The sequence below is a fragment of the Aquimarina sp. AU119 genome (genome assembly GCF_900312735.1).
Taxonomy (GTDB): Bacteria; Bacteroidota; Bacteroidia; order Flavobacteriales; family Flavobacteriaceae; genus Aquimarina; species Aquimarina algiphila.
This window is the reverse complement of sequence record NZ_OMPF01000003.1, coordinates 147,717-174,682: the sequence shown is the minus strand read 5'-3', so window position 1 is coordinate 174,682 and position 26,966 is coordinate 147,717. Positions and strand designations below refer to the sequence as shown.

Sequence of the window (26,966 nt, the reverse complement as noted above, 5' to 3'; positions counted from 1 at the left end):
ATGTTCAGTTCTATTTTTCTCTTGTTCTAAGAGAGAGATATTAACGGATATGGAAAAAAAATGGTTAGCACAAAATGATAGCATTGCCATTGCGTCTTTCCCGTATTACCCTCCTTATGAATTCATCAATGATGACGACACTATTGTTGGTGTTTTTGTAGAATATGTAGCTTTAATAGAAGAAAAAATAGGCTATAAATTTCAAAGAAAATATTACTTGGATTGGCCAGAATTAATGAAAGATGCACAAAACGGTGAAGTAGATCTTATTATGCAAATGCAATCTACCAAAAATAGAGAAACTTATTTAAACTTTTATGCAGAATCCTTTAGGTCAAAACATGTAATTGTAGCTAGAAAGGGCACTTATAATGGAAGTAAGATTAGTGATTTTAAAAACAAAATAATTACCGTTCCAGAAGATTATGCAATTTTTGAAAATTTAAAGCAAAAGTATCCTTTGTTTAATTTTGTTGAAGATGGCAATGATTTGACTTGTCTTCAAAAATTAAATTCAGGAACATATGATGCATCTATTGGTCCAAAAGCTGTTATTAATTATCTTATTAAGAATAAGGGTTTAAACAATTTAGAAATTGTTTCAGAAACCGAATTAGCATATAAACCAGGAATTGCCGTAAGCAAGAATAACACTATACTTAATTCTATTATTCAAAAAGCAATTCATAATATCTCTCATGAAGAAAAACAAAGTATAATAGAAAATTGGCTTTATATAGAAACAAAACCATTTTATAAGAAGACAAATTTCTGGTTTCCTTTTTTCTTTTTTATGCTATTAGGGGCAATAGGTGTTGGATGCATTAATTTTTACTTGGGATATATAGTTAGCCAAAAAACAAAAGCTTTAAGAATTACAAAAGATCTTGCAGAAAAAGATAATCAATTAAAGACAGCTTTTATTAATAATATATCACATGAAATCCGTACTCCGATGAATGGTATTATTGGGTTCTCTAAACTCCTAAAAGAACCCGGGGTATCTTCAATAGAAAAAGCTAAATATATTGATATTATAGTAGACAGTAGTAGACAATTAATTCATAGCATGGATAGTATACTCGAGATTTCAGAATTACAAACTAAACTTGTTAATATTCATGCCGAAGAAACTGATCTTTTTTATCTATTAGATAACACTTTTTCTACTTTTGAAGCTAAAGCAAAGAAAAAAGGAATTACTCTTATTCTTAATAATAATCTTACAAATCAACAACGTTTTATCATTATTGATAAATCTAAATTGAAGAAGATCATCAATGGTCTTATTCAAAATGCAATCAAATTTACTAAAAAAGGGGGCATATTAGTTTCATGTGCAATACAAAACGATTCTTTAATTATTACTGTTCGAGATTCTGGAATAGGAATTGAATTAAAAGACCAACATCGTATATTTAAGAGTTTCTCTCAATCAAAAAACCAAATATCCGAAAAATATGGAGGACTTGGACTTGGATTAACTATTGCTAAAGAAAATACTGCTTTAATGGGAGGCAAATTATCATTTTCTTCCATTCCTGATAAAGGATCTAAGTTTAGACTTGAGCTTCCTTATACGTCTATAACCTCTAAGAATTTTGGACTTAAAACAGCCCCTAAGTCTTTAGAAACAAATCTCAAAGAATATATCATTCTCATTGCAGAAGATGGTGAAGTCAATTTTTTATTTCTCAAGACTATATTAATGAAGATGGAGGATTTCAATTTTGTTATTCATCGCGCAAAAAATGGTAAAGAAGCTGTTGCATTTTGTAAAAAAAACAAGGATATAGATCTCGTTTTTATGGATATAAAAATGCCTGAAATGGATGGTTATGAAGCTACAAGATTAATTAAAAAATCACACCCCGAACTTCCTGTTATCGCACAAACCGCCTATTCAACAAATAAAGATATTAAGAATGCTCTTGCTGCCGGGTGTGACGATTTTATTTCAAAACCTGTGGACCCAAAAATTACTAGTAAAATTCTGAAAAAGTATCTAACATCAACTTCTTCAAAAACACTATGATAGTATTCGTTTTGTAAAATAAGATTGTTCTTTTTTTGATAGTGTTCCTATTAAATAGTATCTTTAGTAATGAGGGAGAGAAAAAGTAATGGATATTTAGCTAACTACTATGCCAAAAAAAACACAATATGTTTTTCTTTTATCACTTGCTTTAATAGGTATCTTTTCTTGTTCTAAATCTCAAATACTTACAGAAGATGAAAAAAATTGGTTACAAGCCAATGATAGTATTTCTGTTGGTGTATTTCCATATTACGCCCCATATCAATTCATTAATGAAAACGAAAAAATAGATGGTATTTTGATCGATTATCTCACACTGATCGAGAACAAAATAGATCATAAGTTTCAAAAAAAATTATATACCAATTGGGAGCGATTATTAAATGATGCAAAAAGTAATAAAATTGATATCATATTAGAAATTCAAGAAACCAAGAAGCGTAGTTCTTACCTTGAATTTTATTCTAAACTCTTTGAGTCCCCTTACTCAATTATAACTAGAAAAGATTCATCTTATGGATCAAATCTGAAAGATTTTTATGATAAAACCATAGCAGTTCCTAAAGACTATGGCATACATGAAATTCTTAAAGAAAAAGAAAAAAACCTTATTGTTTCGACAGAAATTGATGGTGTTACTTGTTTACGGCAAGTAAGCTCAGGAAAGTACCATGCCTACATTGGTCCTAAAGCAGTCGCTAATTATTTGATTAATACAGAAAATCTGGATAATCTTAAAATAGTTTCTGAGACAAAATACAATTATACTCCTAGCATTGCGGTGCAGAAAGACAATGAGATACTTAATCAAATTTTTTCAAAAACCACCAAAAGCATAACCGATGATGAAAAGGAAATTATTTTTGACAGCTGGTTATATCATGCAATTATTCCATTTTATAAAAAACCAAGTTTTTGGATAATACTTACAGGGATTATCCTTCTTTCTCTTATTATAATTCTTCTACTTAATCGATATCTTAAGTACTTAATTAGACAAAAAACCAAAGAATTGAATATAGCAAAAGAACGTGCAGAAGAAAGTAACAAATTAAAAACAGCATTTATTCATAATATTTCTCATGAAGTACGTACCCCAATGAATGGTATTATTGGTTTTTCAGAATTAATTAATGATCCAAAAATCACTCCCGAGAAACAAAAAGAATATTCAAAAATTATTATAGATAGTAGCAATCAACTCATCAATATAATAGATGATATTATTGAAATATCAAAATTAGAAACCAATCAGGTCGAGGTTCGTTTTGAAGAAATGAATCTTAATGATCTATTGCAAAAACTATTCTCAAATTTTCAAAGCAAAGCCATCCTTAAAAATATTGCAATTTACCTTAATAATTCTCTGACTGATGATCAAGGAATTATATTAATGGATAAGTTAAAAATCAATAAAATTTTATATAACCTTATTGATAATGCGATCAAATTTACAAACAAAGGTATTATTGAAATCTCTTGTGAAATTATAGATAATCAAATCCTTATTAAGATTATTGATACCGGTATTGGCATTAAACCACAAGACCAGGAATTAATCTTTAGAAATTTTTCTCAATCTGAAAAAGAAGTAACAAAAAGCTATGACGGACTTGGATTAGGATTATCCATTGCTTTAAAAAACGCAAAATTGATTCATGGAAATATTTCATTCACGTCGATGCTCAATAAAGGATCTACTTTTAAATTAACAATTCCCTATCAGCCTATCATTGATCCTAATAAAGATACTGTTTCTGATACTTCTGAAGTGAAAATGGATATCCCAATCAAGCAGGTTATTTTAATTGTCGAAGATGGAGACATTAACTTCTTATTTCTTAAAACCATTTTATCAAAAATGAAAGGATATAAATTTGTTATTCATCGTGCTGAAAATGGTAAAGAAGCTGTAGATATTTGTGAGAATAATACTCTTATTGATTTAGTATTAATGGATATAAGAATGCCTATCATGGATGGATATACTGCGACAAGGAAAATAAAAAAAATGAGACCTGGTCTTCCTATAGTTGCACAAACGGCATATTCAACAGAAGAAGATATAGAAAAAGCATTAGAGGCTGGATGTGATGATTTTGTCTCTAAACCTGTAGATAGAAAAATCTTAAAGCCAATTATTAACAAGTACTTTTCTGTATTTACTAAATCAAAATTGACCTAGATGTCTCTCAAACATCAGTACCTGAGTTTTTTAAACAGTACTTCTTTATGGAATAGTGGGACATCATATGAATTCTCTATTTTTAATTTTGAAGAATTAATCAAAAATGCTATTCATCCTGAAATTGTACAAATTAATATTGGGGAAAATGAGGTTTTAGGAAAACGCGTAGAGCACTTTTTTGAATATTGTATAACTTCATCCGATCGATATGATCTTCTTGCAAAAAACATTCAGGTATTCGATCATAAAATTACAATAGGAGAGTTAGATTTTATCGTTAAAGATCTTCAACAAAACAAAGTATTACATATAGAATTAGTTTGTAAATTTTATCTTTATGACACTACTCTAGGAGATGGACTTGAGACTTGGATTGGTCCAAATAGAAAAGATTCATTACTCCAAAAAGTAAAAAAACTAACTTTAAAACAGTTTCCTCTACTGTATAAAAAAGAAACCAAACCTATTTTAGAAAACCTGCAGCTTGATGTATCAAAAATCAATCAACAAGCTTGTTTTATATCATATTTGTTTGTTCCTATTACGCTAAAACATCATACTTTCCCTATGATAAACAATAACTGTATTGTTGGTTTTTGGGAAAAATCAAATGCTTTTACTGATGAACAATATGGTAATTATCAATTCTATATACCACAAAAAAAAGATTGGATTTCTAATCCAAAATATTGCAATACATGGTTTTCTTTTGAAGAAATCTTACCACAAATACAAACCCCTCTTTTACAAAAAAAATCTCCACTTCTTTGGATGAAAGAAAATGAAGATTCTTATGCACGATTCTTTGTTGTTTGGTGGTAAATATATACTATAAACCACTGATATAACTCCCGTAAAGATCTTTAAACCTAAATCCTTCTGACAGCCTGTATTTGCTTAGTTTTTTAAATTCTACTAATCCCCACAATAAGAACTCTTTCATAAAATAGCTATCTTCTTTACTCAATTCTGGTTGATATTTTATGATTAGATCATTAAGTGGTGCTATTACATCTAGTTTCTCCTTGTATGTTGCGTCTGATACATCATCCAATAATTCAAACCCGCTTTCTTCAAAAAACCAATTAATTAATTCCTGATAAGGGCTTTCATAATCTTCCTTTTCTAATTTTTCTATATTAGGAAAATAATCCGGGAACAATGTTTTTATTGCATCTGCTATCAAAGAATGTGCTACAGATGCAGCTCCCTCCTGCTCCCCTTCATATACTAACTCTACTTTACCAGTGATTGCAGGAATAATACCTATAAAATCACTCAAACGCAATAAAGTGGTACTATCTCCAGATTGCAAAGCTCGATATTCTGCTGTACTTAATAAATTTTCATAAGCAGTAATACTCATCCTTGCACTTATACCACTTTTATGATCAATAAATTCACTTTCTCTCGCTTGAAAACTAATCTGTTCTAATATGTCTTTTGCTATATTCGGTACATACACCAAATCCGCTTGCCTCTCATCAAGTTTAGCTTCTTGTTGCGTTATTGTTTTTGCCACTTCTATTGTTTCGGGATAATGTGTTAAGATTTGCGATCCAATCCTATCCTTCAATGGTGTTACTATACTTCCCCGATTAGTATAATCTTCTGGATTTGCGGTAAATACAAATTGCATATCTAGAGGTAACCTCAGCTTAAATCCTCTAATCTGGATATCACCTTCTTGCAAAATATTAAATAATGCTACCTGAATACGTGCTTGTAAATCTGGTAATTCATTGATTACAAAAATACTTCTATTTGCTCTGGGAATCATCCCAAAATGAATTACTCTATCATCGGCATAACTTAATTTTAGGTTAGCCGCTTTAATAGGATCCACATCCCCTATAATATCTGCTACGGTAACATCTGGAGTAGCTAGTTTCTCTGAAAAACGTTCTGATCTATGTAACCAGCTAATTGGGGTATCCTCCCCTTTTTCTTCAATTAAATTAGTCGCATATCTAGAAATAGGATTAAAAGGATCATCATTAATTTCTGATCCATCTACAATAGGAATCCATTCATCTAACAAATTAATCATTTGTCTTGCCAAACGAGTTTTTGCCTGACCTCTTAGACCCAGTAAATTAATATTATGCCTGGAAAGAATTGCTCTTTCTAATTCGGGAATCACAGTATTTTCATAACCATGAATTCCTGTAAAGGTTTTTTCTTTATTGCCAATTTTTGTCCTCAGGTTATTTCTAAGTTCATCTTTAATGGAAATACTTTTATATCCTTCTTTTTTTAATTGACCCAGCGTATTTATTTTTTCAATTTTCATCTATTTCGAAATTTTTCTTTTTCTTTTTAGTATTATTTTCTAATGGTATAATATTATCCTTTGATTCTTTTTTTTCTATTAGTTTCATAATCTTCAAAAATCATTTCTCCTAATCCTTTTAATCCAGTATAAAATGCTTTTCCTTGATTTTCATACGTAAATTCTCTTACAAATTGCATCAAATAAGGATCTTGAGCGATCATAAATGTAGTAATCGGAATATGTAACTTTCTGGCTTGTTGAGCCATCATATAGCACTTATTTACAATATGTCTATCTAAACCATTACTATTTTTGTAATACTGTCCATCTGGCATTATTAAACAACTAGGTTTACCGTCTGTTATCATAAAAATCTGCTTGTTGGTATTACGTTTTCTTCGCAGCATATCCATTGCTAATTGTAGGCCCGCTACAGTATTAGTGTGATAGGGTCCAACTTGTAAGTATGGCAAATCTTTAATAGCAATAGGCCAGGCATCATTACCAAAAACTAATATATCTAATGTATCTTTAGGGTATCGTGTAGTAATTAATTCGGCCAGTGCCATAGCTACTTTTTTTGCAGGTGTAATTCGATCTTCTCCATATAAAATCATACTATGGCTAATATCTATCATTAATACCGTACTCATTTGAGCTTTAAACTGTGTTTCTTCAACAACGAGGTCTTCTTCGGTAAGATTTAAGTCCCCGATACCATGATTAATTTGAGCGTTTTTTAAACTTTCTGTCATCGATATTCGTTCCAAGGAATCTCCGTATTGATAATTTCGAAATTCTCTAGAATGTTCATCCCCTCTACCGATATAGTTTGTTCTGTGATTGCCTGCTCCACTTCGCTTCAATTTTCCAAAAATCTGATCCAACGCCCTTTTTCGAATAGCCTGTTCTGTTTTGGCAGTAATCGACATTCCTCCTTTACCATTTTTATCAACTTCTTCACGAATATATCCTTTCTTCTTTAGGTCTTCTACAAAATCATCTAATGTATATTCTTCATCAGTTAATTCATATTCTTTATCTAACTCTTTCATCCAATCCAAAGCTTCATCTAGATCACCAGAAGTATGTGTAATAATTTCCTGAAAAATATCAAAAAGCTTATCAAAAGGAGATTGTTCTGGAGCTTCGTAGGCTTTAAAGGTAAAGCCCTTTTTAAAAAAATCTTTTTTCTTTTTCATATGTTAAAGTTAGTATATTTTGCAAAAGATTCTAACGAATCGACCTTTGAAGAAATCAGAATTAACATTTGTTTTGGATAATTGAAACCAAAAACAACTTCTCCTTTATTGTAAAAGTTGTAATCGCGAACATTTATTATCTTTGAAGAGAGTAGATATTCCTTAAATTCATATCACATATATTCGTTTTCATAACATATTATATCTCTTTACACATGAAAAAACATATTCTAACAATACTACTATTACTTTTTACATTTTCTATTACTGCACAGAATGATATTGACAAAGTAAAATCCACTGTTTCTAAAAGTGAAATCGAAGGTCATATTTATTTTTTAGCTTCTGACGAATTAAAAGGAAGGCAAACTGGATCCCCTGAAAACAAAATTGCTGCTCAATATTTGGCTAATATGCTTAGAGGTTACGGTGTAAAAACAGTTCCCGATAGCAACACCTACTTCCAAAAAGTAAAATTGAATAAAATCTCCAGCGCTACAAAAACCAAAATTAAAATAGGAGATATCGAATTAGATGATATCCTAACAGTTACTAAAGTAAATACTAATTACAAAGGAAAAGCCGTTTTTCTGGATTATGGAATGAAAGAAAATTATGGTGATATTGATGTAAAAGGCAAATATATAGTTGCTATTGTAGGTACTAAGGATAATAAAAATACGATGTCTGCTTTTTCAATGAGAGCTCAGAAAATAGCTCTTGCCAAAGACAATGGTGCTCTAGGTATAATTGAACTTTGCAATGTTAAAGCTCCTATTTGGACTAGGATGGATCATTATTTTAACGGGGAGAAAATGAATATTGATGATAAAAATAATTCGGATACTTTTTCTCATACCTGGATCAATGACAAAACTGAAGAAATAAGTAAACTCTTTTCTACAAATAAAGAATTAGATATTGAGATTGTAGTTGAAGGAATTAAAAAAACGAATAGCTTTTCACAAAATGTTGTTGGTATGGTAGAAGGGTCAGATCCTAAACTTAAAGATGAGTATGTTATTTATTCTGCACATTATGATCATGTAGGTATCGGAAAAGCGGTAGAAAATGATTCTATATACAATGGAGCACGAGATAATGCAGTAGGAACTGTTACTGTCCTTTCTGCGGCCAAAAACATTGCAAAATACCCAACCAAAAGATCCGCTCTTTTTATTCTCTTTACAGGTGAAGAAAAAGGTCTTTTAGGTAGCAAATGGTATGTAGAACATCCTGTTATTCCACTAGATCAAATGGTATATTGCTTTAATAGTGATAACGGAGGTTATAATGATACTACCATTGCTACTATAGTTGGTTTAGGTAGGACAACTGCAGAAAACGATATTGTAGATGCTGCTGCCAAATTTGGACTAAAAGCAATTGATGATCCTGCTCCTGAACAAGGATTATTTGACCGGTCAGATAATGTAAATTTTGCTGCAAAAGGTATTCCTGCTCCAACATTTAGTATGGGATTTACCGCTTTTGATGAAGAAATTACCAAATATTATCATCAAGTTACTGATAATCCTGATACTTTGGATTATGAATATTTATTGAAGTTTTTTCAATCTTATGTTTTAGCATGTAGAAATATTGCTAATAATCCAAAAACTCCTTTTTGGATAGACGGAGATAAATATTATGAGGCAGGTAAAAAATTATATAAAAAATAGCCTTTCATCATTATTCAAATTAAATATTTCTCAATAAATCCATAAAATTTTAATGAAAAACATTAAAATTTAAGACAATTTATCATTTGTTTAACAAAATAATACCAAAAAAAGGGCATTAATGGTTTAATTTTACAATACCCCTTATTGAGATAATTGTTAAAGCATTACAACAAATACATATGAGAATAAACGTAAACTCCGTGTAATTGCAAAATATGTGCATGACATAGTATGTAATTACCAAAATCGTCAGATTATGAAAAATTATATACTACCCCTTTTGATACTTTGCTCATTTTCTTTGTACCCAAATATCAATATTGATAAAAATTCATTCACACTCTCAACTAAATATCTTCAAAACCCCAGAGATCGCAAACTTTCTGCAGAAGAAGTAAAACAAAGAGGTCTAGATTTATTAGCTAATCAAATTATTGAAAATATTGATAAAATTGATTTACGAAAAACCGCCAGATCGGCCATATTTGAAACTTCATATGGATTTAGGTGGAAGATGGTTAATTTACATACAGGTAAAATATTTATCATCAAAGTAAATAAAGACTTTAGACTTATTTCGGCAAGAAATAGTGATAATTCTAAAATCATGACTCCTAAGTAATTACAAAAAGAAATTAATTATGTTCTTAATTACCAGTTTAAAAACTGAGATAAATTCTTAATATTTTTTCTCAAGGCTTCCATTGTATTTTATTTCTTGGTGTACTTATTATAAAATGTATTTGATTTACAAGTTTTAACTTTTGAAAGTAATATTTCTTGAAAGATATAATTGTTTAATTCTTTTATACATACTTTTACTATTCATATTAAATCATTTATTAATCCTATGATTTCATAATAAGCATCCCTATCCTATGAATATAAGTATCAAAAAAATAGGGATTATTTCGGGCCCTTTAATTTTTATTCTTGTACTATTATTTTTTCATCCAGAAGGCTTAAAAAAAGAAGCTAATGCAATATTAGCTAGTACTCTGTGGGTTGCTATATGGTGGATTACAGAAGCAATTCCTATTGCTGCTACTTCGTTATTACCAATTGTTTTATTTCCACTTTCAGGGGGATTGGATATTAAAACAACTACCGCTGCATTTGGTAATCACAATGTCTTTTTATATGCTGGAGGATTTATATTAGCTATAGGGATAGAAAGATGGAATTTACATAAACGTATCGCTTTAAATATCATTAATCTTATCGGTACAGATGTCAAGAATATGATTCTTGGTTTCATGGTGGCTACAGCTTTTTTATCTATGTGGATCTCTAATACTGCAACATCAGTGATGATGTTACCTATAGGAATTGCAATTATTACCCAGCTTACGGATAATCCAAATACCATTGAAAATGAAAACAAAATATTTGGAAAAGCACTAATGCTAGCCATTGCTTATAGTGCTTCTATTGGCGGAGTTGCCTCATTAATTGGGACTCCTACCAATCTTATTTTGGCAGGTGTCATAAAGGAGATTTATGATTTTGAAATTACGTTTACTAACTGGATAGTCATAGGGCTCCCTATTTCTGCACTTATGCTTTTTATTTGTTGGCGATATTTGGTACAAGTAGCATTTACATTTAAACAAAAAGAATTTCCCGGAGGAAAAGACGAGGTAAGGAAACAACTAAAAGAACTTGGTAAAATATCTTTTGAAGAAAAGTTGGTACTAGTCGTTTTTGTATTTACAGCTTTTGCATGGATTACCAGATCATTTTTATTACAACCTATTTTTTCTGCAATAGATGATACTACAATTGCTATAACTGCTGCAATTCTTCTCTTTCTTCTTCCCAGTAGTAAAAAAGGAAAAGCTCTGATGAATTGGGAGTCTGCAGTAAAATTACCGTGGGGAGTTTTATTACTTTTTGGTGGAGGGTTAGCTTTGGCTGCTGGTTTTAAAACATCTGGTCTCGCCATGTGGATAGGCACACAAATGACACTACTACAAGGAGTTTACCTTATTACACTATTAGTATTTATTGTCACAGTAGTAAACTTTTTAACCGAAATCACATCCAATGTTGCCACTACTTCAATGTTATTGCCTGTTCTGGCATCTATGTCGCTATCTCTTGATGTACATCCTTTTATATTAATGGTAGGAGCTACTATTGCAGCTTCGTGTGCATTTATGCTTCCTGTGGCAACTCCTCCCAATGCTGTTGTATTTGGCTCAGGATTTCTAACGATTCCTGATATGATGAAAAAAGGATTTTGGTTAAACATAATATCCATTATACTTATTGTAATAATAACATACTACTTATTACCTTATTTCTGGAATTTTGAACCTTCATCTTTTCCTCAGGAATTTAAGTAAAGTATAACGCAAAACTTTTTCCTAATTTTATAATATTATTGTTCTGAGTATTACTCTAACAGGCTCTGCAATTCTTCAAAACTTTCCATATACTCCCAGTATATAATTCGATCATAGGCATATTGTATTAAAATATACTTATCACTTACCGATAAGATTCTATCCATTGCTACTAATTTTCTAGAAGCTTTTTCAACGTGTACCTCTTCTATGATTTCTTGATTACGAGCATCAAACCCATGTACAATTATATGACTTTTCAGTGTGAGTTCTATAAATTTCATTTTTACCGCGGTTTTATCCTTCAAATGTAGATGATTTCACCTTAACACCCCTTTAAGACTTTAGCATTTTCATTTTATTTACTTTAGAGACTTCTAAGTAAACCTGTCAAAAAGTGCCAAAATTACTCGTTCTTTTCACTAGTTTTCTACTATATGTCTCTGGCATTTCGCAAGAAAACATAATGCTCACTTATACGGGCAATATGGGAGTATTTATTTCTGGAGGAAAATCTTCTGTTTTAATTGATGGCTTGCATACAAAATATGGTGATGATTATTTATTTCCTTCTAAAAAATTAGTCGATAAGATTACTACCGATTTAAAACCTAATGCCATTCTATTTACGCACTATCATGGAGATCATTTTAGCGAACAACTCACAAAGGAATATTTAGAATCCAATACAAAAGCGTTCCTTTTTGCAGCTAGTCAGGTTACCAAGAACTTTTCTGAATTTGAAGAAAGAGTAATTACAATAAAAACGGACAATTATAGCAAGCAAACTTCTACATTAGAAGAGATTACAATCACAAGTCTTAAAATAAATCATGCAGGAGAAAGACATATCTCAGTTGAAAATGTGGGTTATATTGTAAATATAAATGACAAAAACATTCTTCATGTAGGCGACACCAACTGGCTTGAAGAAATTAACTTGTTTAATCAATTAAAATTACAGGAAGAAACTATAGATATTGCTATTCTTCCATACTGGATGTTGTTACCTGATAATGCTTCAGAATTGATCAAGAAATATATCAATCCAAAACAAATAATTGCCACTCATATTTCGCCAAGAGTAAAAGAGAAAAATTTATCAGAATTAAAAAAAAGATATCCAAGCATCAACTTTCTTACCACATTAGAACAACAAATACAACTATAATTAACACACATTTGACAAAATGAAAAAACAAATATTTTTATTGCTATTCCTAGGTATAATTTCTTCTGTATCTGCACAAACATTCACCATGGATCTTATAAAAGATGGTACTCCTCGTAATATAGGTCCGGGAGGTATGAGTGGACGTGTCACGTCCATCGATGTAGTTACTTCTAATCCTGATATTATATATGCAGGAACAGCATCAGGAGGTCTATGGAAATCTACTTCGGGAGGTATTAAATGGGAGCCTATTTTTGATAATGAAGCTACTGCATCCATAGGATCTGTTGCGATTCAGCAATCAAACCCTTCGGTAATTTGGGTAGGAACAGGAGAAGGAAATCCGAGAAATAGTCTTAATGGAGGTTTTGGTATTTACAGATCGCTAGATGGAGGTAAAAACTGGGAACTCATGGGTTTAGAACAAACCCGCCATATTCATAAAGTAATTATTGATCCTACTAATCCAAATGTCGTCTATGTTGCTGCTATTGGTTCTCCCTGGGGAGAACATCCAGAAAGAGGTATTTTTAAAACTACCGATGGAGGAGTTACATGGTCGAAAATCTTATTTAATAATAACAAAACAGGTGCTGCAGATTTGGTAATAGACCCAAAAAACCCTAACAAATTAGTTGCCGCTATGTGGGAACATAAACGTGATCCTTGGTTTTTTAAATCTGGTGGTGAAGGCTCTGGTCTTTATATAACTCATAATGGAGGTAAAACCTGGGAAGAAAGAACAGATAAAGATGGATTACCAAAGGGAGAATTAGGTCGAATTGGACTGGCAATAGCGCCTAATAAAACTAATATTATATATGCATTGATTGAAGCCAAAAAGAACGCATTATATAAATCGACAGATGGAGGATTTAAATGGGAAAAAGTAAATGACAAAAAAGATATCGGTAATCGTCCATTTTATTACTCAGATATATTTGTCGATCCCCAAAATGAAAATAGAGTATACTCTGTATTTACTTATGTGAATGTTTCTGAAGACGGAGGTAAGAACTTTTCTCAGTTAATGCCTGCATATGGTGTAGATAATGGTGTACATCCTGATCATCACGCATGGTGGATTCATCCTAATGATGGAAGTTATATGATTGATGGTAATGATGGTGGTTTAAACATAACTCGTGATGGTGGTAAAACCTGGCGTTTTATAGGTAATCTACCTGTAGCACAGTTTTATCATATTAATGTAGATAATGAGTTTCCTTATAACGTATATGGAGGTATGCAAGATAATGGTAGTTGGAGAGGTCCTGCTTATGTTTGGAAAGCTCAAGGAATACGAAACTCTTACTGGCAGGAAATTTCTTTTGGAGATGGTTTTGACGTAGTACCGGATAAGGATGACTCAAGATATGGATGGTCAATGAGTCAACAAGGGTTTGTGAGTCGATATGATTGGATGACAGGAAATAATTATATAGTTCGCCCTACACATTCAGATCCAAAAGTAGAACTACGTTTTAACTGGAATGCTGCAATCAATATTGATCCATTTGATAATAGTACCATTTATTTTGGAAGTCAATTCGTACATAAAAGCACTGACAAAGGGCTTACCTGGACAGTAATATCACCCGATCTAACAACTAATAATCCAGAAAAATTAAAACAAGCAGAAAGTGGTGGATTAACTATGGATGCAACAGGAGCAGAAAATCACTGTACTGTTTTAGTAGTCGAGCCTTCTCCATTAGAGCAAAATATGCTTTGGGTTGGTACTGATGATGGACGTTTACATATCACTCAAAATGGAGGAACAAATTGGACCGACGTTTCTAAAAACATAAAAGGATTGCCTCAAGGAAGTTGGATTGTACAAATAAAAGCATCAAATAAAAATAAAGGAGAAGCACTTCTTGTTGTTAATGATTATCGTAGATTTAACTATACACCTTATGCATACAGAACCAGAGATTATGGTAAAACTTGGGAACGTATTGTAGATCAAAATGACGTAAAAAGCTATGCGTTGTGCATTATAGAAGATCCTATCGAAAAAAACTTAATGTTTTTAGGTACTGATGACGGATTGTATATATCCCTTAATGCTGGAAATAAATGGACAAAATGGACTAAAGGATTCCCTACTGTTCCTGTAAAAGATTTAGCTATTCAGTCCAGAGAACACGATCTTGTTATTGGAACTTTTGGAAGAGCTGCATGGGTATTAGATGATATTAAACCGCTAAGAGCTTTAGCCAAAAATAGTGCCGTTTTAAACCAAAAACTTCAGGTATTTGAACCATCAATAGCATATCAAGCAGCATATCAGCAACCTACAGGAAGTCGTTTTGGTGGAGATGCTGTGTATAATGGTGAAAATAAAGACTATGGCTCATTGATATCGTATTATATCCAGGTAGAAAAAAAGAAAGAAGAAAACTCTGATAAAACCGAGGGCAAAAAAGAGGAAGAAGATCCAGAAGAGGATGAAAAAGAAGAAGCTAAAATAAAATGGGACTCTATTCATTTTAAGTTTTATGATGGAGATCGTTTAATCAGAACATTAAAAAAGAAAACTCCTGATTCTACAGGGATATATAAGACTACCTGGTTTATGGATGAAAAAGGCGCGGATCGGCCTTCAAGAAAAATACAGAAAAAAGATCGCGAACCAGGAGGCGTTAGCGTTAAACCAGGAAAATACAAACTGGTTATAGAATATGGTGATCAAAAATCGGAAACTATGGTAGAAGTACAATCTGATCCTAGATTAAAAGTTTCTCAGAAAAGCATTAATGAAATATATACTATTTCGAAAGATTTAGAAAAAATGCAACAAACAGCTGCAGATGCTGTAAAGCAATTGGTTGAGAGTAAAGATATAGCCTCTAAGTATCAAAAAGAATTTCAAAAATTAGATAAAAAGAAATTCAAAGATCAAATCAAACTGTCTAAGGATATTTCTAAGAAAATTGATAGCGTAATTGCGATTTACATTGGTAAAGAAGATAAGCGTCAGGGAATCACTCGTAACCCAGAAGTTACTGTTATGCAGCGTTTGGGAACAGCAAGCTGGTATTCTGGTAGTCGTCAGAATGGACTTACTTCAACAGAGAATACGCTTATAAAACATGCAAAAGATGCATTACAAGATGCTTTAAACAAAACCAATACCTTCTTTAATAGTGATTGGAAACCATATCGTGAAGCAATCGAAAAATTAGAAGTTTCTCCTTTTAAAGAAGCGAAGAATTTTGTTTTAGAATAATAACTAAACTATATAATAGATGAAAAAACTAATCTTACTTAGTATAGGAGCACTTCTACTCTATTCCTGTAAACAGGAAAAGAAAGAAGAAATAGCTCAACAACCTATTAAAATTGACCAATATTCGATAGAGCAGTTCATGAATAATGAGAATGCCTTTACTAATGGATTTTCTAATGACAAGTCCAAAGTGCTCATGACCAGTAACCGATCAGGAATTTATAATATGTATACTGTTTCTGCAAAAGGAGGCGAATTCATACCGGTTACCAAATCTGATAGTGCTTCTATTTTTGGCATATCTTACTTTCCCGAAGATGATAGAATTTTATTTAGAATGGATGGCAATGGAGATGAAATATTCAAAATCTTTGTAAAAGATAGTTCTGGAATAAAACGTTTGACTCCTGAAAAAAATGTAAGGGCATTATTTAGGGGATGGTCAAAAGATGGAAAAAGTTTCTTCTATGGTAGTAATGAACGAAATCCAAAATTCATGGATCACTATGAAATGAATATTAACACCTTTACATCAAAATTGATATATAAAAACGAGGATGGAATGCAGTTTGGAGGTATGTCAGAAGATCGAAAATATATAGCTCTTACCAAACCGATCAACACTAACGATAATGATTTGTTTTTGATGAATACAAATACCAAAGAGCAAATTAAAATCAACGAAAACATAAGTGGCAACTCTCCTCAGGATTTTTCTCCAGATGGTAAATCTCTATACTATACAACAGACGATAGTGCCGAATTCAGTTATTTAATGAAGTATAATCTTGAGGATGGTACTAAAGAAAAAGTAGTAGAAAAAGATTGGGATATTTCCACGTTTTATTTTACTCGAAACGGAAAATACCAAATCATGCTTACCAATGAAGACGCTAAAACGGTAATGGATGTAAAAGAAGTTGCAACCGGCAAAACAGTTGATTTTCCTTCAATAGAAAATCAACAAATTAATAGAGCTTCATTTTCCAGAGATGAAACTATGGCTATACTTAGTGTGGGTGGGTCAAATACTCCTACCAATTCATATGCTTATGACCTCACATCTAAAGAGTATTTTAAATTAACCGACGTTCTTAATAAAGATATCAATGCCGATCATCTTGTAACTTCTGAGGTTGTTCGTTTTAAATCCTTCGACGGATTAGAAGTCCCTGCGATCTATTACAAACCTAAGCAAGCTAATGCAGATAACAAAGTTCCCGCATTAGTATGGGTTCATGGTGGACCAGGCGGACAATCTAGACAAGGATTTAACTCTACAATTCAATATCTGGTAAATCATGGATATGCTATATTAGCTGTTAATAATAGAGGGAGTAGTGGTTATGGTAAAACGTTTTTCAAAATGGATGATCAAAATCATGGAGATAAAGATCTAAAAGATTGTGTTGCTGGGAAAGATTGGTTAGCAAAACAAGATATTATTGATGCTAACAAAATAGGAATTATCGGCGGTTCTTATGGAGGATATATGACAATGGCAGCGCTTACTTATACTCCCGAAGAATTTAAAGTAGGTGTGAATATCTTTGGTGTAACTAATTGGTTAAGAACGTTAAAAAGTATTCCGCCATGGTGGGAATCATTTAAAGATGCTTTATATACCGAAATGGGTAATCCTAATACTGCTGATTCTGTTAGATTAAGACAAATCTCCCCTCTTTTTCATACTGAAAAGGTTACAAAACCATTAATTGTATTGCAAGGTGCTCAGGATCCAAGAGTCTTAAAAGTAGAATCTGATGAAATTGTAGCAGGAGTTAAGAAAAATGGTGTTCCTGTTGAATATGTATTGTTTGAAGATGAAGGTCATGGATTTGTAAAAAAAGAAAATCAAATTGAGGCTTATGGTAGAGTACTTAAATTCTTAGATAAATATTTAAAAGGGGAAGGTTCTGAAATAATAAATGATGGAAAAACTGAAACTAAAAAAGTAGATTCAGAATCTTAAAAAAACAACTTAAGAAAATGTAATAAAAAATGCTCCCTAATTATCTAATTAGGGAGCATTTTTTATAAAAGCAACTATTTACTAACATTTAATACTTGATTAATATCATAATATTCCCAATCTATCCGATCTTTAATAAGATCAACAAGTATATCTTTATGTCCGGCTCCATAAATTACTAAAACCCTATCTTCTGGCTCAACAATTCTATGAAGATTGGTGAAAATCTTTAAATTTCTAAGATACCATTCAGAAACAGCTTGAGTACCCACATAATGATCATCTTTACCAAAACCAATCAGGTGTTTTAAATAAAATCTTTGATTATAATTCTTGTCAAAGTTCTCTGAATTTGCGAATTGAATAATTTCCAAAATAGAACCTTTTGCTATGGCTTCAACATCACTTTGCATTGTTTGGATTAGGTTTTCAAACTCCTTCAATTCTTCCGTTTGGTTATGCTTCTCTGCATATGCTATTACAGCATCAGTATTAAAATTTGCAGAAGCATCAATGCCATATAATTTATTATGATTCATCATTTGGGCCAAAGGATAACATATTTGTACCGTTTCACTTGACATAAAAGATCTATCATCTTCATGTATTGTTTTCTCTAGTGTATTGTTCACAAAATCATTATAATAGGTTTCACTCCATAATGTATCTGCTCTATCTATTTCTATGGCAATTTTAGTAGGTTTAAACCTAGAAATTAAGCTAATGACTTCTTTTAACTCTGCCTGTCTCTTATCAGAATGAATATTACCCATATCCATATTTACTGCATCAGCACCTGGGTTATGCAAATGGGTCATTCCTAAGACACTAATAACAGGTTTTTGTTCCTGAGCTATAGATAATACACTTAAATTGAGTAGTATTATCAAAATAATGATACGCATAATTGTATTTTTTGTTTTTAAATGAATCTTTATTAATACTTTTTAGATTAGTTTTTATTGGGCGTCACTGCTGTATCTAATGGAAGAATTAACTGATAATCATATCCATCTATAAGACTTTTGATACGGTGATAATCTCCGTTTTTAGGTAAAGCTACACGACCATTCTGGATATCATCACGAATAGCTGTCAAATCAATAATAGTCCATTCATCTCTCTTACCTAACACCATAAGATCTCTTAAGCGTTTATAATACCAAGCATATTTTTTCAAATAATTCACTTCTGTTCCTGTTTCATCAATAAAGTGATAATTCCAGGAATTTATAATCGTTGCTTTGCTATTATTCTGATGTGCCAGTTCAGTAATCAAATTACCCAAATCATAACAATTATTAGTTAGAATTTTAGAAGCGTGTAAGCCTCCAAACTTTAAGAATACCTTAGGATTAGATTCCATTTTTACTACTTGCTGATAATGTTTCAAAAAGTTATTACGCATATAACTTATCCGATCTGCATGTGAATCTTTACGCCAACGAGAATAAATATCCCAGCTAATTTCTAGATCTTCGATGATTTTTTTGGTAGCTTCATTTTTCCTGAAACGATTCAAATATTGTTGCACTTTAGGTTCCTTTTGGATTTCTGTAAAAAGATCAATATCAGTATCCGAATTCTCCTCCTTCTCATACCATGAAGCAATTATTTTGGACGCTTGTTCTTTTTCTGATTTAATAATAGTATAATCAGCATCATTCTTTACAAAAGAGAGTAATTCATCCATAAAATATAAGGTTGACGAATAATATTCCTGATCTAGTCCCCAAATACCCATATCATGCTCCCGGATGGATTGAAGGAAATATGCATCTTCGAGACCATCAAAAAATGGAATTGGAACTTGATTATCCTCTTTGCCGGCATATTGCGAAGTAAATTTCCTTAAGTTATTCACCGTTTCTGATGGTGGAGTGCTAAGTGTGACCAATTTTTTAGCCGAATATGGTCCAACTTCAAAAGCAGTATGATTAAATCCTCCCGTATGTAACATTGGAATCAAAGCGGTAATCAATTGCGAAGTGTTTTTTGAACCATGACGTTCTCCAAACATCACAAATTGTGATGTAGATATAATAGTATCCAACACTGTTCGACCATCTCCTACAATAACTCCATCCTTAATTTTAAAATAAGCTGTTTTAGTTGCTACATATGCAGAATCGATAACGGGTATCTTGTCTACATTCTGGCTTTGGCTCACAACATGCTCTGATTGTTTTTCTTTACAAGAAAATAATAGAAATAACGTAATAAATATAATAACTGGTTTCATTGTTTTTTGATTTTGAAACAAAATAAAGGGTTAGTGTTCTAAAAGGTTTTTAATTTACATGTAACAGGTAAATCGCAGGATAAAAAAGGGATAATTGCGCTAACAGATATTTGGTTGTATAGTTTACCCTTTTCGTATAAGAAAAAGAGGGATTGTAACCATATAAGGAAAAATTAAATATTCTAAATGTTATTTTTGAATCATGACAGCATTTAAATACCGTTGGAGATATCATACCATACTTGGTGCATTAATCATCATAATGGATTTATATGGTGATTACATATATAAGAACAAAAGTAGTTGGGCAGAATATTTTGATTACCCTATATATTTATTCGGTATCACTATGTATATCACTTTTTTTAGTATTTACGTATTAAACTATAAAGTATTGTGCCCTCTTACGCTTTCGCGAAAGCACATCCTTAAATTTAGTATCGGAATTATTGTACTGGCATTTTTATTTGCCGGTATTCGATATGTATTAGAAGAAGTGCTATTATACTCCATTACAGGACAGCATAATTATGTAGAACGTACTCGACATTTTGGGTTTTATGTTTTTGACAACTCTTATTATGCCTCTAAAAGTCTACTTTTTAGTACAGCTATCTATCTTTTCTTTAGATTCATAGACCATAAAGAAACACTTCATCAATTAAAAATTGAGAATAAAAAGGCAGAATTACAATTACTTAAATCCCAATTGGGACCTCACTTCTTATTCAATACACTAAATAGTTTTTATTCTGAACTCATAGAAAGTCAACCAAAAACTGCTGCAGACATTCATAGGCTTTCTGATCTTTTACGATTTGTTACTTATGAAGCTCACCAGGATAGTATATCACTAGAAAAAGATCTTAAGTTTATTGAAGGTTATATATATTTTTTCCAAAAACGTTACGAAGATAATCTAGCTGTGAATTACCAGGTACATGGGATTGTTACAAATCAAAAGGTACCTGCCATGCTGCTTATTCATTTTGTTGAAAATGTTTTTAAACATGGAATTGTAAATGACACCTCTGAAGTAGCCAATATCACAATCACTATCCTACCAGAAAGCTTAGAAATCAACACTAAAAATAGAGTTGCTACTTCAGAGCATTATGCAGCATCGGGAATTGGATATTCTAGTGTCCAAAAAAGGTTAATTGCTCTTTTTAAAAATGATTTTACATTGCATAAAAAAGAAGAAAAATCTTATTTTGAAGCCTATTTAAAAATTCCATTATGAGCAGATCTTTACGTTGCCTTATTGTAGATGATGAACCGCCAGCAATACGTTTGCTTAAAAACTATGTAGAAAAAGTACCTTTTCTTGACCTCATCAGTAGTACCACAAAAGCTTTGGAAGCACTACAACATATCGAAAATGAAAATATAGACCTCGTATTTCTTGATATTCAGATGCCGGATTTATCTGGAATTCAGTTGTCAAAAATTATTAAAGATAAAGTACAGATTATTTTTACCACTGCTTATCCTCAATTTGCCATAGAAGGATATGAACTTAATGCTGTTGATTATTTATTAAAACCTTTTGAGTTTGATCGTTTTTATCAGGCAGTACTTAAAATTAAGCAGAAAGAATCTTCGATTCATCAAAATAAATCTACCGAAGAATACTTATTTGTAAAGACCGATGGTAAAAATAATTATGAGAAAGTATATATAAATGAGATTCTCTATATCGAGGGGCTAAAAAATTATGTAGCGATTCATTTATTAGACAAACAAATTATTACATATAGCACACTAAAACATATAGAAAGTACACTTCCTTCTACGACATTTATTAAGATTCATAAATCCTATATTGTATCTATTAATCATATTATCAAAACCGATTCTTTACATGCTTATATTGTCAATAAAGCATTACCTATAAGTGATACATATCGCAAATCCTTTTTTGAAATGATCAACAAAAAAAAACTGTAATTTCTTTAGCATAATTTTATATCAAAACTGGTGTTGGTTTATTCTATCTTTACACTCTTTATTTATTATCAAATCAGATGGTCTACAGAATTAATTCCTAATTTTGAAAAACTCAAAATACAAATCACACATGAACACAAAAAAACTATTTCTTTTTTTAGTATTGCTTTCTTTAATTAATTTCTCGAGTGCTCAGGATAATGGCGAGGATGAATTTGGTGCCTGGTATATGTATTTTGGCACCAATCGTATTAGCGATAACTTTAGTATTCATTCTGAAGCGCAATTCCGTTTTTACGAAGTGACTTCCACATTTAATCAATTACTCTTAAGGACCGGGTTAAATTATCATATCAATGATAAAGCAATTGCTACTCTTGGATATGGTTTTATTAGTACCGATGGCACTTTTGAAGATATTCCTGATGAAGAAAACTCCAATGAACATCGAATATTCGAACAGTTTATTTTAAAAAACAGCGTCGGTAAATTTAAATTTGAACACCGATATCGTCTTGAGCAAAGATTTATAAGTACACAAAATGATGATTTCACCGAACACCGAGCAAGATATAGGTTACAGCTCACCTACCCTATTAATGAACAATGGTTTCTCAATGTATATGATGAAGTGTTCATTAACCTACAGGAGCCAATTTTTGGTCAAAACAGGTTATACGGAGCTGTTGGATATAATGTAAAATCTAATTTTAGTATCCAATTAGGGTATCTTAAAAACCACTTTACCGGTGTTAATTTTGATCGATTGCAGTTAGGTGTGATCTATAATACCGACTTTAGAAAAAAAGAAAAAAACTAATGAGTATTTCAAAAGACAACACTTCTGCATTATTGCTAATTGATATTCAAAAAGGTTTTGAAGATATAGCATATTGGGGTGGCGAGCGCAATAACCCTGATGCCGAAATTAATATGAAAAAACTGCTTGCTTTTTGGCGTAAGAAGAAATTACCTGTATTTCATATTAAACATTGTTCTACTACTCCCTCTTCTCCATTATCAAAAGACAATCCTGGTAACGATTTCATGGATTTTATAGTGCCGTTAACTAATGAGCCTATTATCGAAAAAGAAGTAAATAGTGCTTTTATTGGTACAAACCTCAAAGAACAATTAGAAAACAAAAATATTGATACTCTGGTGGTTGCTGGTCTTACTACCGATCATTGTGTTTCTACGACTACGAGAATGGCTGGTAATTTTGGTTTTAATACTTATTTAATAGAAGATGCTGTTGCCACTTTTAATAAGGTTGGAGTAAATGGTGAGCACTATGGCGCACAACTTATTCATGATACTGCTATCGCAAGTTTAAAAGATGAATTTGCAACTGTATTATCTACAGCATCACTTTTTAACTTATTTGATGAATAGCTAACTCTATACTTTATTGGGTGAGAAGAAATCTTAATAAAGTAAAGTGCACATATCATGAAAGATTTAATTTTTCATGATATGTGCACTTTACTAATAATTGTTTAAAAAGAAGTGTTTCTAAAATAGTATTTAAATACTACAAGATGTGTGACATACTTCAATATCAAACACATAACCCAACATCTCCCCATCTGTAATCACAATATGTATTGCCAGGACAAGGATTATCCATATCACAGGCTAGTCCCCCTTTTACAAATTTTAGTTGATCGTTTGATAATTTGTTAACTCCGTTTAAATCAAGAATTTTTTTTAACATAATATAAAGTTTTGGTTATATCTAAATTTAATTAATTAAAATAAAGGTTGATAAACATTAACATGTTTTAGGAGTTATTTATAGTTTTTTTCAAGGATAATAATTAGGCAATTCTAAATTGAAAAAATTATCTTTAGAAAGTATTTTTTAGTTATACCGACTCTTTACATAAACAATTTTAAAATGAGCCTATCCAAAGTCACTTTTATCAATTCTGAAGGTCAAACACTATCTGGTCGTTTAGAGCTTCCTGTAGATCAACATCCTCACAATTTTGTATTATTTGCACATTGCTTTACTTGTAATAAAAATCTGGGCGCTGTAAGAAATATTAGTAGAGGACTTACTTCTCAAGGATTTGGTGTACTTAGATTTGATTTTACAGGACTTGGGGAAAGTGAAGGAGATTTTGCAGACACTAATTTCTCTGGAAATGTAGAGGATCTTATTGCAGCCGCAGACTTTCTCAAAAAAGAATATAAAGCCCCTACCCTTATTGTTGGGCACTCACTTGGTGGAGCTGCTTCTATTTTTGCTGCAGCGGCAATTGATTCTATAAAAGCGATAGCAACAGTTGGAGCCCCTTCAAACCCAAAACATGTAAAACATTTATTAAAAAGTGGCTTAGAAGAGATCGAAGCAAATGGTAAGGCTGTCGTAAATTTAAGTGGTCGCGATTTTACCATTAAAAAACAATTTATTGATGATCTGGAAACCAAATCATTACCCCAGGTTGCTAAAGGTTTAGATAAAGCTATTCTTGTGATGCATTCTCCTCAAGATATCACCGTAGGAATAAAAAATGCAGAAGAAATATATCACGCCGCAAAGCATCCTAAAAGCTTTGTTACTTTGGATGGTGCGGATCATTTACTAATGCGAAAAGAAGATTCTATCTATGTCGGAAAAGTAATTGCCGAATGGTCTTCTCGATATGTAGACATTCCCGAAAAATCAAAAATTAAAAGTCAACATCATGTTGTTGTAAGTTTGGGTAATGCCGAAGGATATACTACCCAGATGAAAGTAGGGAATCACTATATGATTGCAGATGAACCAGAAAGTGTTGGAGGTCATGATTTTGGCCCCTCTCCTTATGAACTTGTATCCGCAGGTTTATCTGCATGTACAGCTATGACCATAAAAATGTATGTCGCCAGAAAAGGTTGGGATCTCCAAAATGTAGAAGTACACACCAGCTATAGTAAGACGCATGCTGTAGATTGTGAAAATTGTGAAGATCCTATGGCAAAGATTGACACTTTTGAGAGAGAAATCAAATTAGAGGGTGATCTTGATGAAAAACAAATAGCAAGAATCTTACAAATTGCAGATAAATGTCCTGTACATAAAACATTACATAGTGAAACGCAAGTAATAACAAATTTGATACCCTAATCCTTATCAAGGTATCTAAATTTAATTATTGTTTAAAATAGAAAATACAGTATTCTAAAATGGTAATTAATTTAGGGTTATATGATTCTGAGGCTAAAACATCTTATACTGTGATTTTAAACCGATCAAGAATCATTATTTTAGGTTAAAAAGATGCAGAGTATAAAGACCACATATCTTTCATTTCAACATTGTAGTTAATTTTAAGAATATCAATCTGATATAAAGAGATACAGAAACAGAAAACTATAATGTTGGGTTGAAACGAGCAAAAGACACCAACGAATTTGCCCCGCTACCAATTAGAGTATTCACATTATTAAAATGAATAACGAAGTATATACTAGAGAGACATAAACCCAGAAAATTATTTAAGTAAACTAATAGAAGTACAGAAAGAATTCATAAATCTTCAAATGATAGAAGGTTTAGAAAATTAATTTATATCGAGCCAAAATAAGCAACACACAACAATTTATATAATTCATTTCCTCTCTTTGGAAATAAATCTACTATATAACATATTAACAATAATAGCCGTACTCTAATCCTTACTAAAGTAGATTTGGCTATCATTTTCATAGATTTGGAAAAGTAAATGAAACTATATAAAATCACCTTTGTATCATAATTCAAAACTAAAGAATAATGAACACAAAAAAAGTATGGTTTATTACAGGCACGTCTAAGGGCTTGGGATTAATATTAGTAAAAAAGTTATTAGAGAACGGATTTAATGTTGCTGCAACTTCTAGAAATAAACAAGCTCTAATAAGCAAAATTGGTAAAGAAAATGAACATTTTCTGCCTATTGAAATGGACCTCACTCAAAGTAAAAATGTAAAAAAAGGTATTGAAGATACAATTGATCGTTTTGGTCAAATAGATATTGTAGTCAATAATGCTGGTTATAGCCAAATAGGGACATTAGAAGAGCTTACAGAAGAAGAAGTAAGAAATAATTTTAATGTAAACGTCTTTGGTTCAATAAATGTAATTCGTAATGTGGCACAATATCTTCGTAAGCAACAATTTGGGCATATTTTTAATATAGCATCAATTGGTGGTTATGTTGGCAACTTTGCAGGGTTTGGTATTTATTGTTCTACAAAATTTGCAGTAGCTGGTTTTACCGAAGCACTTGCAGAAGAAATGAAGCCCTTTGGTATTAATACTACTTTACTTTATCCCGGATATTTTAGAACGAACTTTTTATCAGAAGGATCTATTCAAAGACCATCTAACCCAATTTTAGAATATACATCAGCTCGCGAAATAGAACAAGCCCACTTAAACGACATAAACGGAAATCAACCCAATGACCCTGAAAAAGCTACAGACGTCCTTATCGCTTTAAGTGAACAAGAAAAACCTCCTGTTCATTTTTTTATGGGGGAAGACGCATATCATTATGCTAATCTAAAAATTGAAGCTATTCAAAAAGCAATGAAAGAGCATCAAAATTTAGGAATATCTACTGGATTTGAAGATTGAGTTATGTGAAAAAATAAAGAATACTCAGGGATAAAGATTTCTCTATCG

General features: G+C 31.5%; 21 protein-coding genes. 15 read left to right on the top strand and 6 right to left on the bottom strand.

Annotated elements, in window-relative coordinates; translation table 11 throughout:
* Nucleotides 1-49: 49 nt before the first annotated feature.
* From DK442_RS04280 to DK442_RS04270, 3 genes are all read left to right on the top strand, one after another.
* On the top strand, nucleotides 50-2,035 hold the full coding sequence (locus DK442_RS04280) for a transporter substrate-binding domain-containing protein (protein ID WP_160114044.1): 1,986 nt from the start codon (nucleotides 50-52) through the stop codon (nucleotides 2,033-2,035).
* Nucleotides 2,036-2,144: 109 nt separating this feature from the next.
* A complete protein-coding gene (locus DK442_RS04275; protein WP_109434618.1) occupies nucleotides 2,145-4,223 on the top strand; it encodes a transporter substrate-binding domain-containing protein in 2,079 nt (692 codons plus the stop codon).
* Entirely contained in the window at nucleotides 4,224-5,048 is an 825-nt protein-coding gene (locus DK442_RS04270; RefSeq protein ID WP_109434617.1) for a DUF1853 family protein, read from the top strand.
* A gap of 7 nt (nucleotides 5,049-5,055) precedes the next feature.
* On the opposite strand, the gene DK442_RS04265 is transcribed toward DK442_RS04270, so the two are convergent.
* Nucleotides 5,056-6,519: a magnesium chelatase gene (locus DK442_RS04265; RefSeq protein ID WP_109434616.1), complete on the bottom strand. Its 1,464-nt coding sequence runs from the start codon at nucleotides 6,517-6,519 to the stop codon at nucleotides 5,056-5,058.
* Between the two features lie 53 nt (nucleotides 6,520-6,572).
* Nucleotides 6,573-7,703 (bottom strand): VWA domain-containing protein, encoded by a 1,131-nt coding sequence (locus DK442_RS04260; protein WP_109434615.1) that lies wholly within the window; start codon nucleotides 7,701-7,703, stop codon nucleotides 6,573-6,575.
* Nucleotides 7,704-7,918: 215 nt separating this feature from the next.
* Between DK442_RS04260 and DK442_RS04255 the strand changes: the two genes are divergently transcribed.
* The 3 genes from DK442_RS04255 (at nucleotide 7,919) to DK442_RS04245 (ending at nucleotide 11,736) form a co-directional block, all read left to right on the top strand.
* Nucleotides 7,919-9,385, top strand: coding sequence for a M28 family peptidase (locus tag DK442_RS04255; protein ID WP_109434614.1), 1,467 nt, complete (start codon nucleotides 7,919-7,921; stop codon nucleotides 9,383-9,385).
* 259 nt (nucleotides 9,386-9,644) lie between these two features.
* Nucleotides 9,645-10,010, top strand: a complete 366-nt coding sequence (locus DK442_RS04250) for a hypothetical protein (protein ID WP_143915143.1) — start codon at nucleotides 9,645-9,647, stop codon at nucleotides 10,008-10,010.
* 256 nt (nucleotides 10,011-10,266) lie between these two features.
* Entirely contained in the window at nucleotides 10,267-11,736 is a 1,470-nt protein-coding gene (locus tag DK442_RS04245) for a DASS family sodium-coupled anion symporter (RefSeq protein ID WP_109434612.1), read from the top strand.
* Nucleotides 11,737-11,786: 50 nt separating this feature from the next.
* On the opposite strand, the gene DK442_RS04240 is transcribed toward DK442_RS04245, so the two are convergent.
* Nucleotides 11,787-12,020 (bottom strand): hypothetical protein, encoded by a 234-nt coding sequence (locus DK442_RS04240; protein WP_109434611.1) that lies wholly within the window; start codon nucleotides 12,018-12,020, stop codon nucleotides 11,787-11,789.
* 113 nt (nucleotides 12,021-12,133) lie between these two features.
* On the opposite strand from DK442_RS04240, the gene DK442_RS04235 reads away from it, so the two are divergent.
* Genes DK442_RS04235 through DK442_RS04225 form a run of 3 tightly spaced genes read left to right on the top strand, consistent with a single transcriptional unit; the run spans nucleotide 12,134 to nucleotide 18,117 of the window.
* Nucleotides 12,134-12,907: an MBL fold metallo-hydrolase gene (locus tag DK442_RS04235; RefSeq protein WP_160114043.1), complete on the top strand. Its 774-nt coding sequence runs from the start codon at nucleotides 12,134-12,136 to the stop codon at nucleotides 12,905-12,907.
* A gap of 19 nt (nucleotides 12,908-12,926) precedes the next feature.
* Nucleotides 12,927-16,145: a hypothetical protein gene (locus DK442_RS04230; protein ID WP_109434609.1), complete on the top strand. Its 3,219-nt coding sequence runs from the start codon at nucleotides 12,927-12,929 to the stop codon at nucleotides 16,143-16,145.
* Nucleotides 16,146-16,164: 19 nt separating this feature from the next.
* On the top strand, nucleotides 16,165-18,117 hold the full coding sequence (locus DK442_RS04225; RefSeq protein WP_109434608.1) for a S9 family peptidase: 1,953 nt from the start codon (nucleotides 16,165-16,167) through the stop codon (nucleotides 18,115-18,117).
* Nucleotides 18,118-18,191: 74 nt separating this feature from the next.
* Here DK442_RS04225 and DK442_RS04220 read toward each other — a convergent pair whose 3' ends face one another.
* Together DK442_RS04220 and DK442_RS04215 are read right to left on the bottom strand one after the other, a co-directional pair.
* The gene (locus DK442_RS04220; protein ID WP_109434607.1) at nucleotides 18,192-19,022 is read right to left on the bottom strand and encodes a DUF5694 domain-containing protein; all 831 of its coding nucleotides are present in this window, start codon (nucleotides 19,020-19,022) and stop codon (nucleotides 18,192-18,194) included.
* Nucleotides 19,023-19,069: 47 nt separating this feature from the next.
* Entirely contained in the window at nucleotides 19,070-20,359 is a 1,290-nt protein-coding gene (locus tag DK442_RS04215) for a hypothetical protein (RefSeq protein ID WP_109434606.1), read from the bottom strand.
* A gap of 202 nt (nucleotides 20,360-20,561) precedes the next feature.
* Here DK442_RS04215 and DK442_RS04210 point away from each other — a divergent pair, with 202 nt between their 5' ends.
* From DK442_RS04210 to DK442_RS04195, 4 genes are all read left to right on the top strand, one after another.
* A complete protein-coding gene (locus DK442_RS04210) occupies nucleotides 20,562-21,602 on the top strand; it encodes a sensor histidine kinase (protein WP_109434605.1) in 1,041 nt (346 codons plus the stop codon).
* A complete protein-coding gene (locus DK442_RS04205) occupies nucleotides 21,599-22,309 on the top strand; it encodes a LytTR family DNA-binding domain-containing protein (RefSeq protein WP_109434604.1) in 711 nt (236 codons plus the stop codon). The genes DK442_RS04210 and DK442_RS04205 overlap by 4 nt, the downstream gene beginning before the upstream one ends.
* Before the next feature lie 130 nt (nucleotides 22,310-22,439).
* Entirely contained in the window at nucleotides 22,440-23,129 is a 690-nt protein-coding gene (locus DK442_RS04200; protein WP_109434603.1) for a DUF2490 domain-containing protein, read from the top strand.
* Nucleotides 23,129-23,704: a cysteine hydrolase family protein gene (locus tag DK442_RS04195; protein ID WP_109434602.1), complete on the top strand. Its 576-nt coding sequence runs from the start codon at nucleotides 23,129-23,131 to the stop codon at nucleotides 23,702-23,704. The genes DK442_RS04200 and DK442_RS04195 overlap by 1 nt, the downstream gene beginning before the upstream one ends.
* A 166-nt stretch (nucleotides 23,705-23,870) precedes the next feature.
* On the opposite strand, the gene DK442_RS28090 is transcribed toward DK442_RS04195, so the two are convergent.
* Nucleotides 23,871-24,026, bottom strand: a complete 156-nt coding sequence (locus tag DK442_RS28090) for a hypothetical protein (protein WP_160114042.1) — start codon at nucleotides 24,024-24,026, stop codon at nucleotides 23,871-23,873.
* A 183-nt stretch (nucleotides 24,027-24,209) separates the two neighbouring features.
* Between DK442_RS28090 and DK442_RS04190 the strand changes: the two genes are divergently transcribed.
* Together DK442_RS04190 and DK442_RS04185 are read left to right on the top strand one after the other, a co-directional pair.
* Nucleotides 24,210-25,424 (top strand): bifunctional alpha/beta hydrolase/OsmC family protein, encoded by a 1,215-nt coding sequence (locus DK442_RS04190; RefSeq protein ID WP_109434601.1) that lies wholly within the window; start codon nucleotides 24,210-24,212, stop codon nucleotides 25,422-25,424.
* A 648-nt stretch (nucleotides 25,425-26,072) separates the two neighbouring features.
* Nucleotides 26,073-26,918: an SDR family oxidoreductase gene (locus tag DK442_RS04185; protein ID WP_109434600.1), complete on the top strand. Its 846-nt coding sequence runs from the start codon at nucleotides 26,073-26,075 to the stop codon at nucleotides 26,916-26,918.
* The last annotated feature ends 48 nt before the right edge of the window (nucleotides 26,919-26,966 follow it).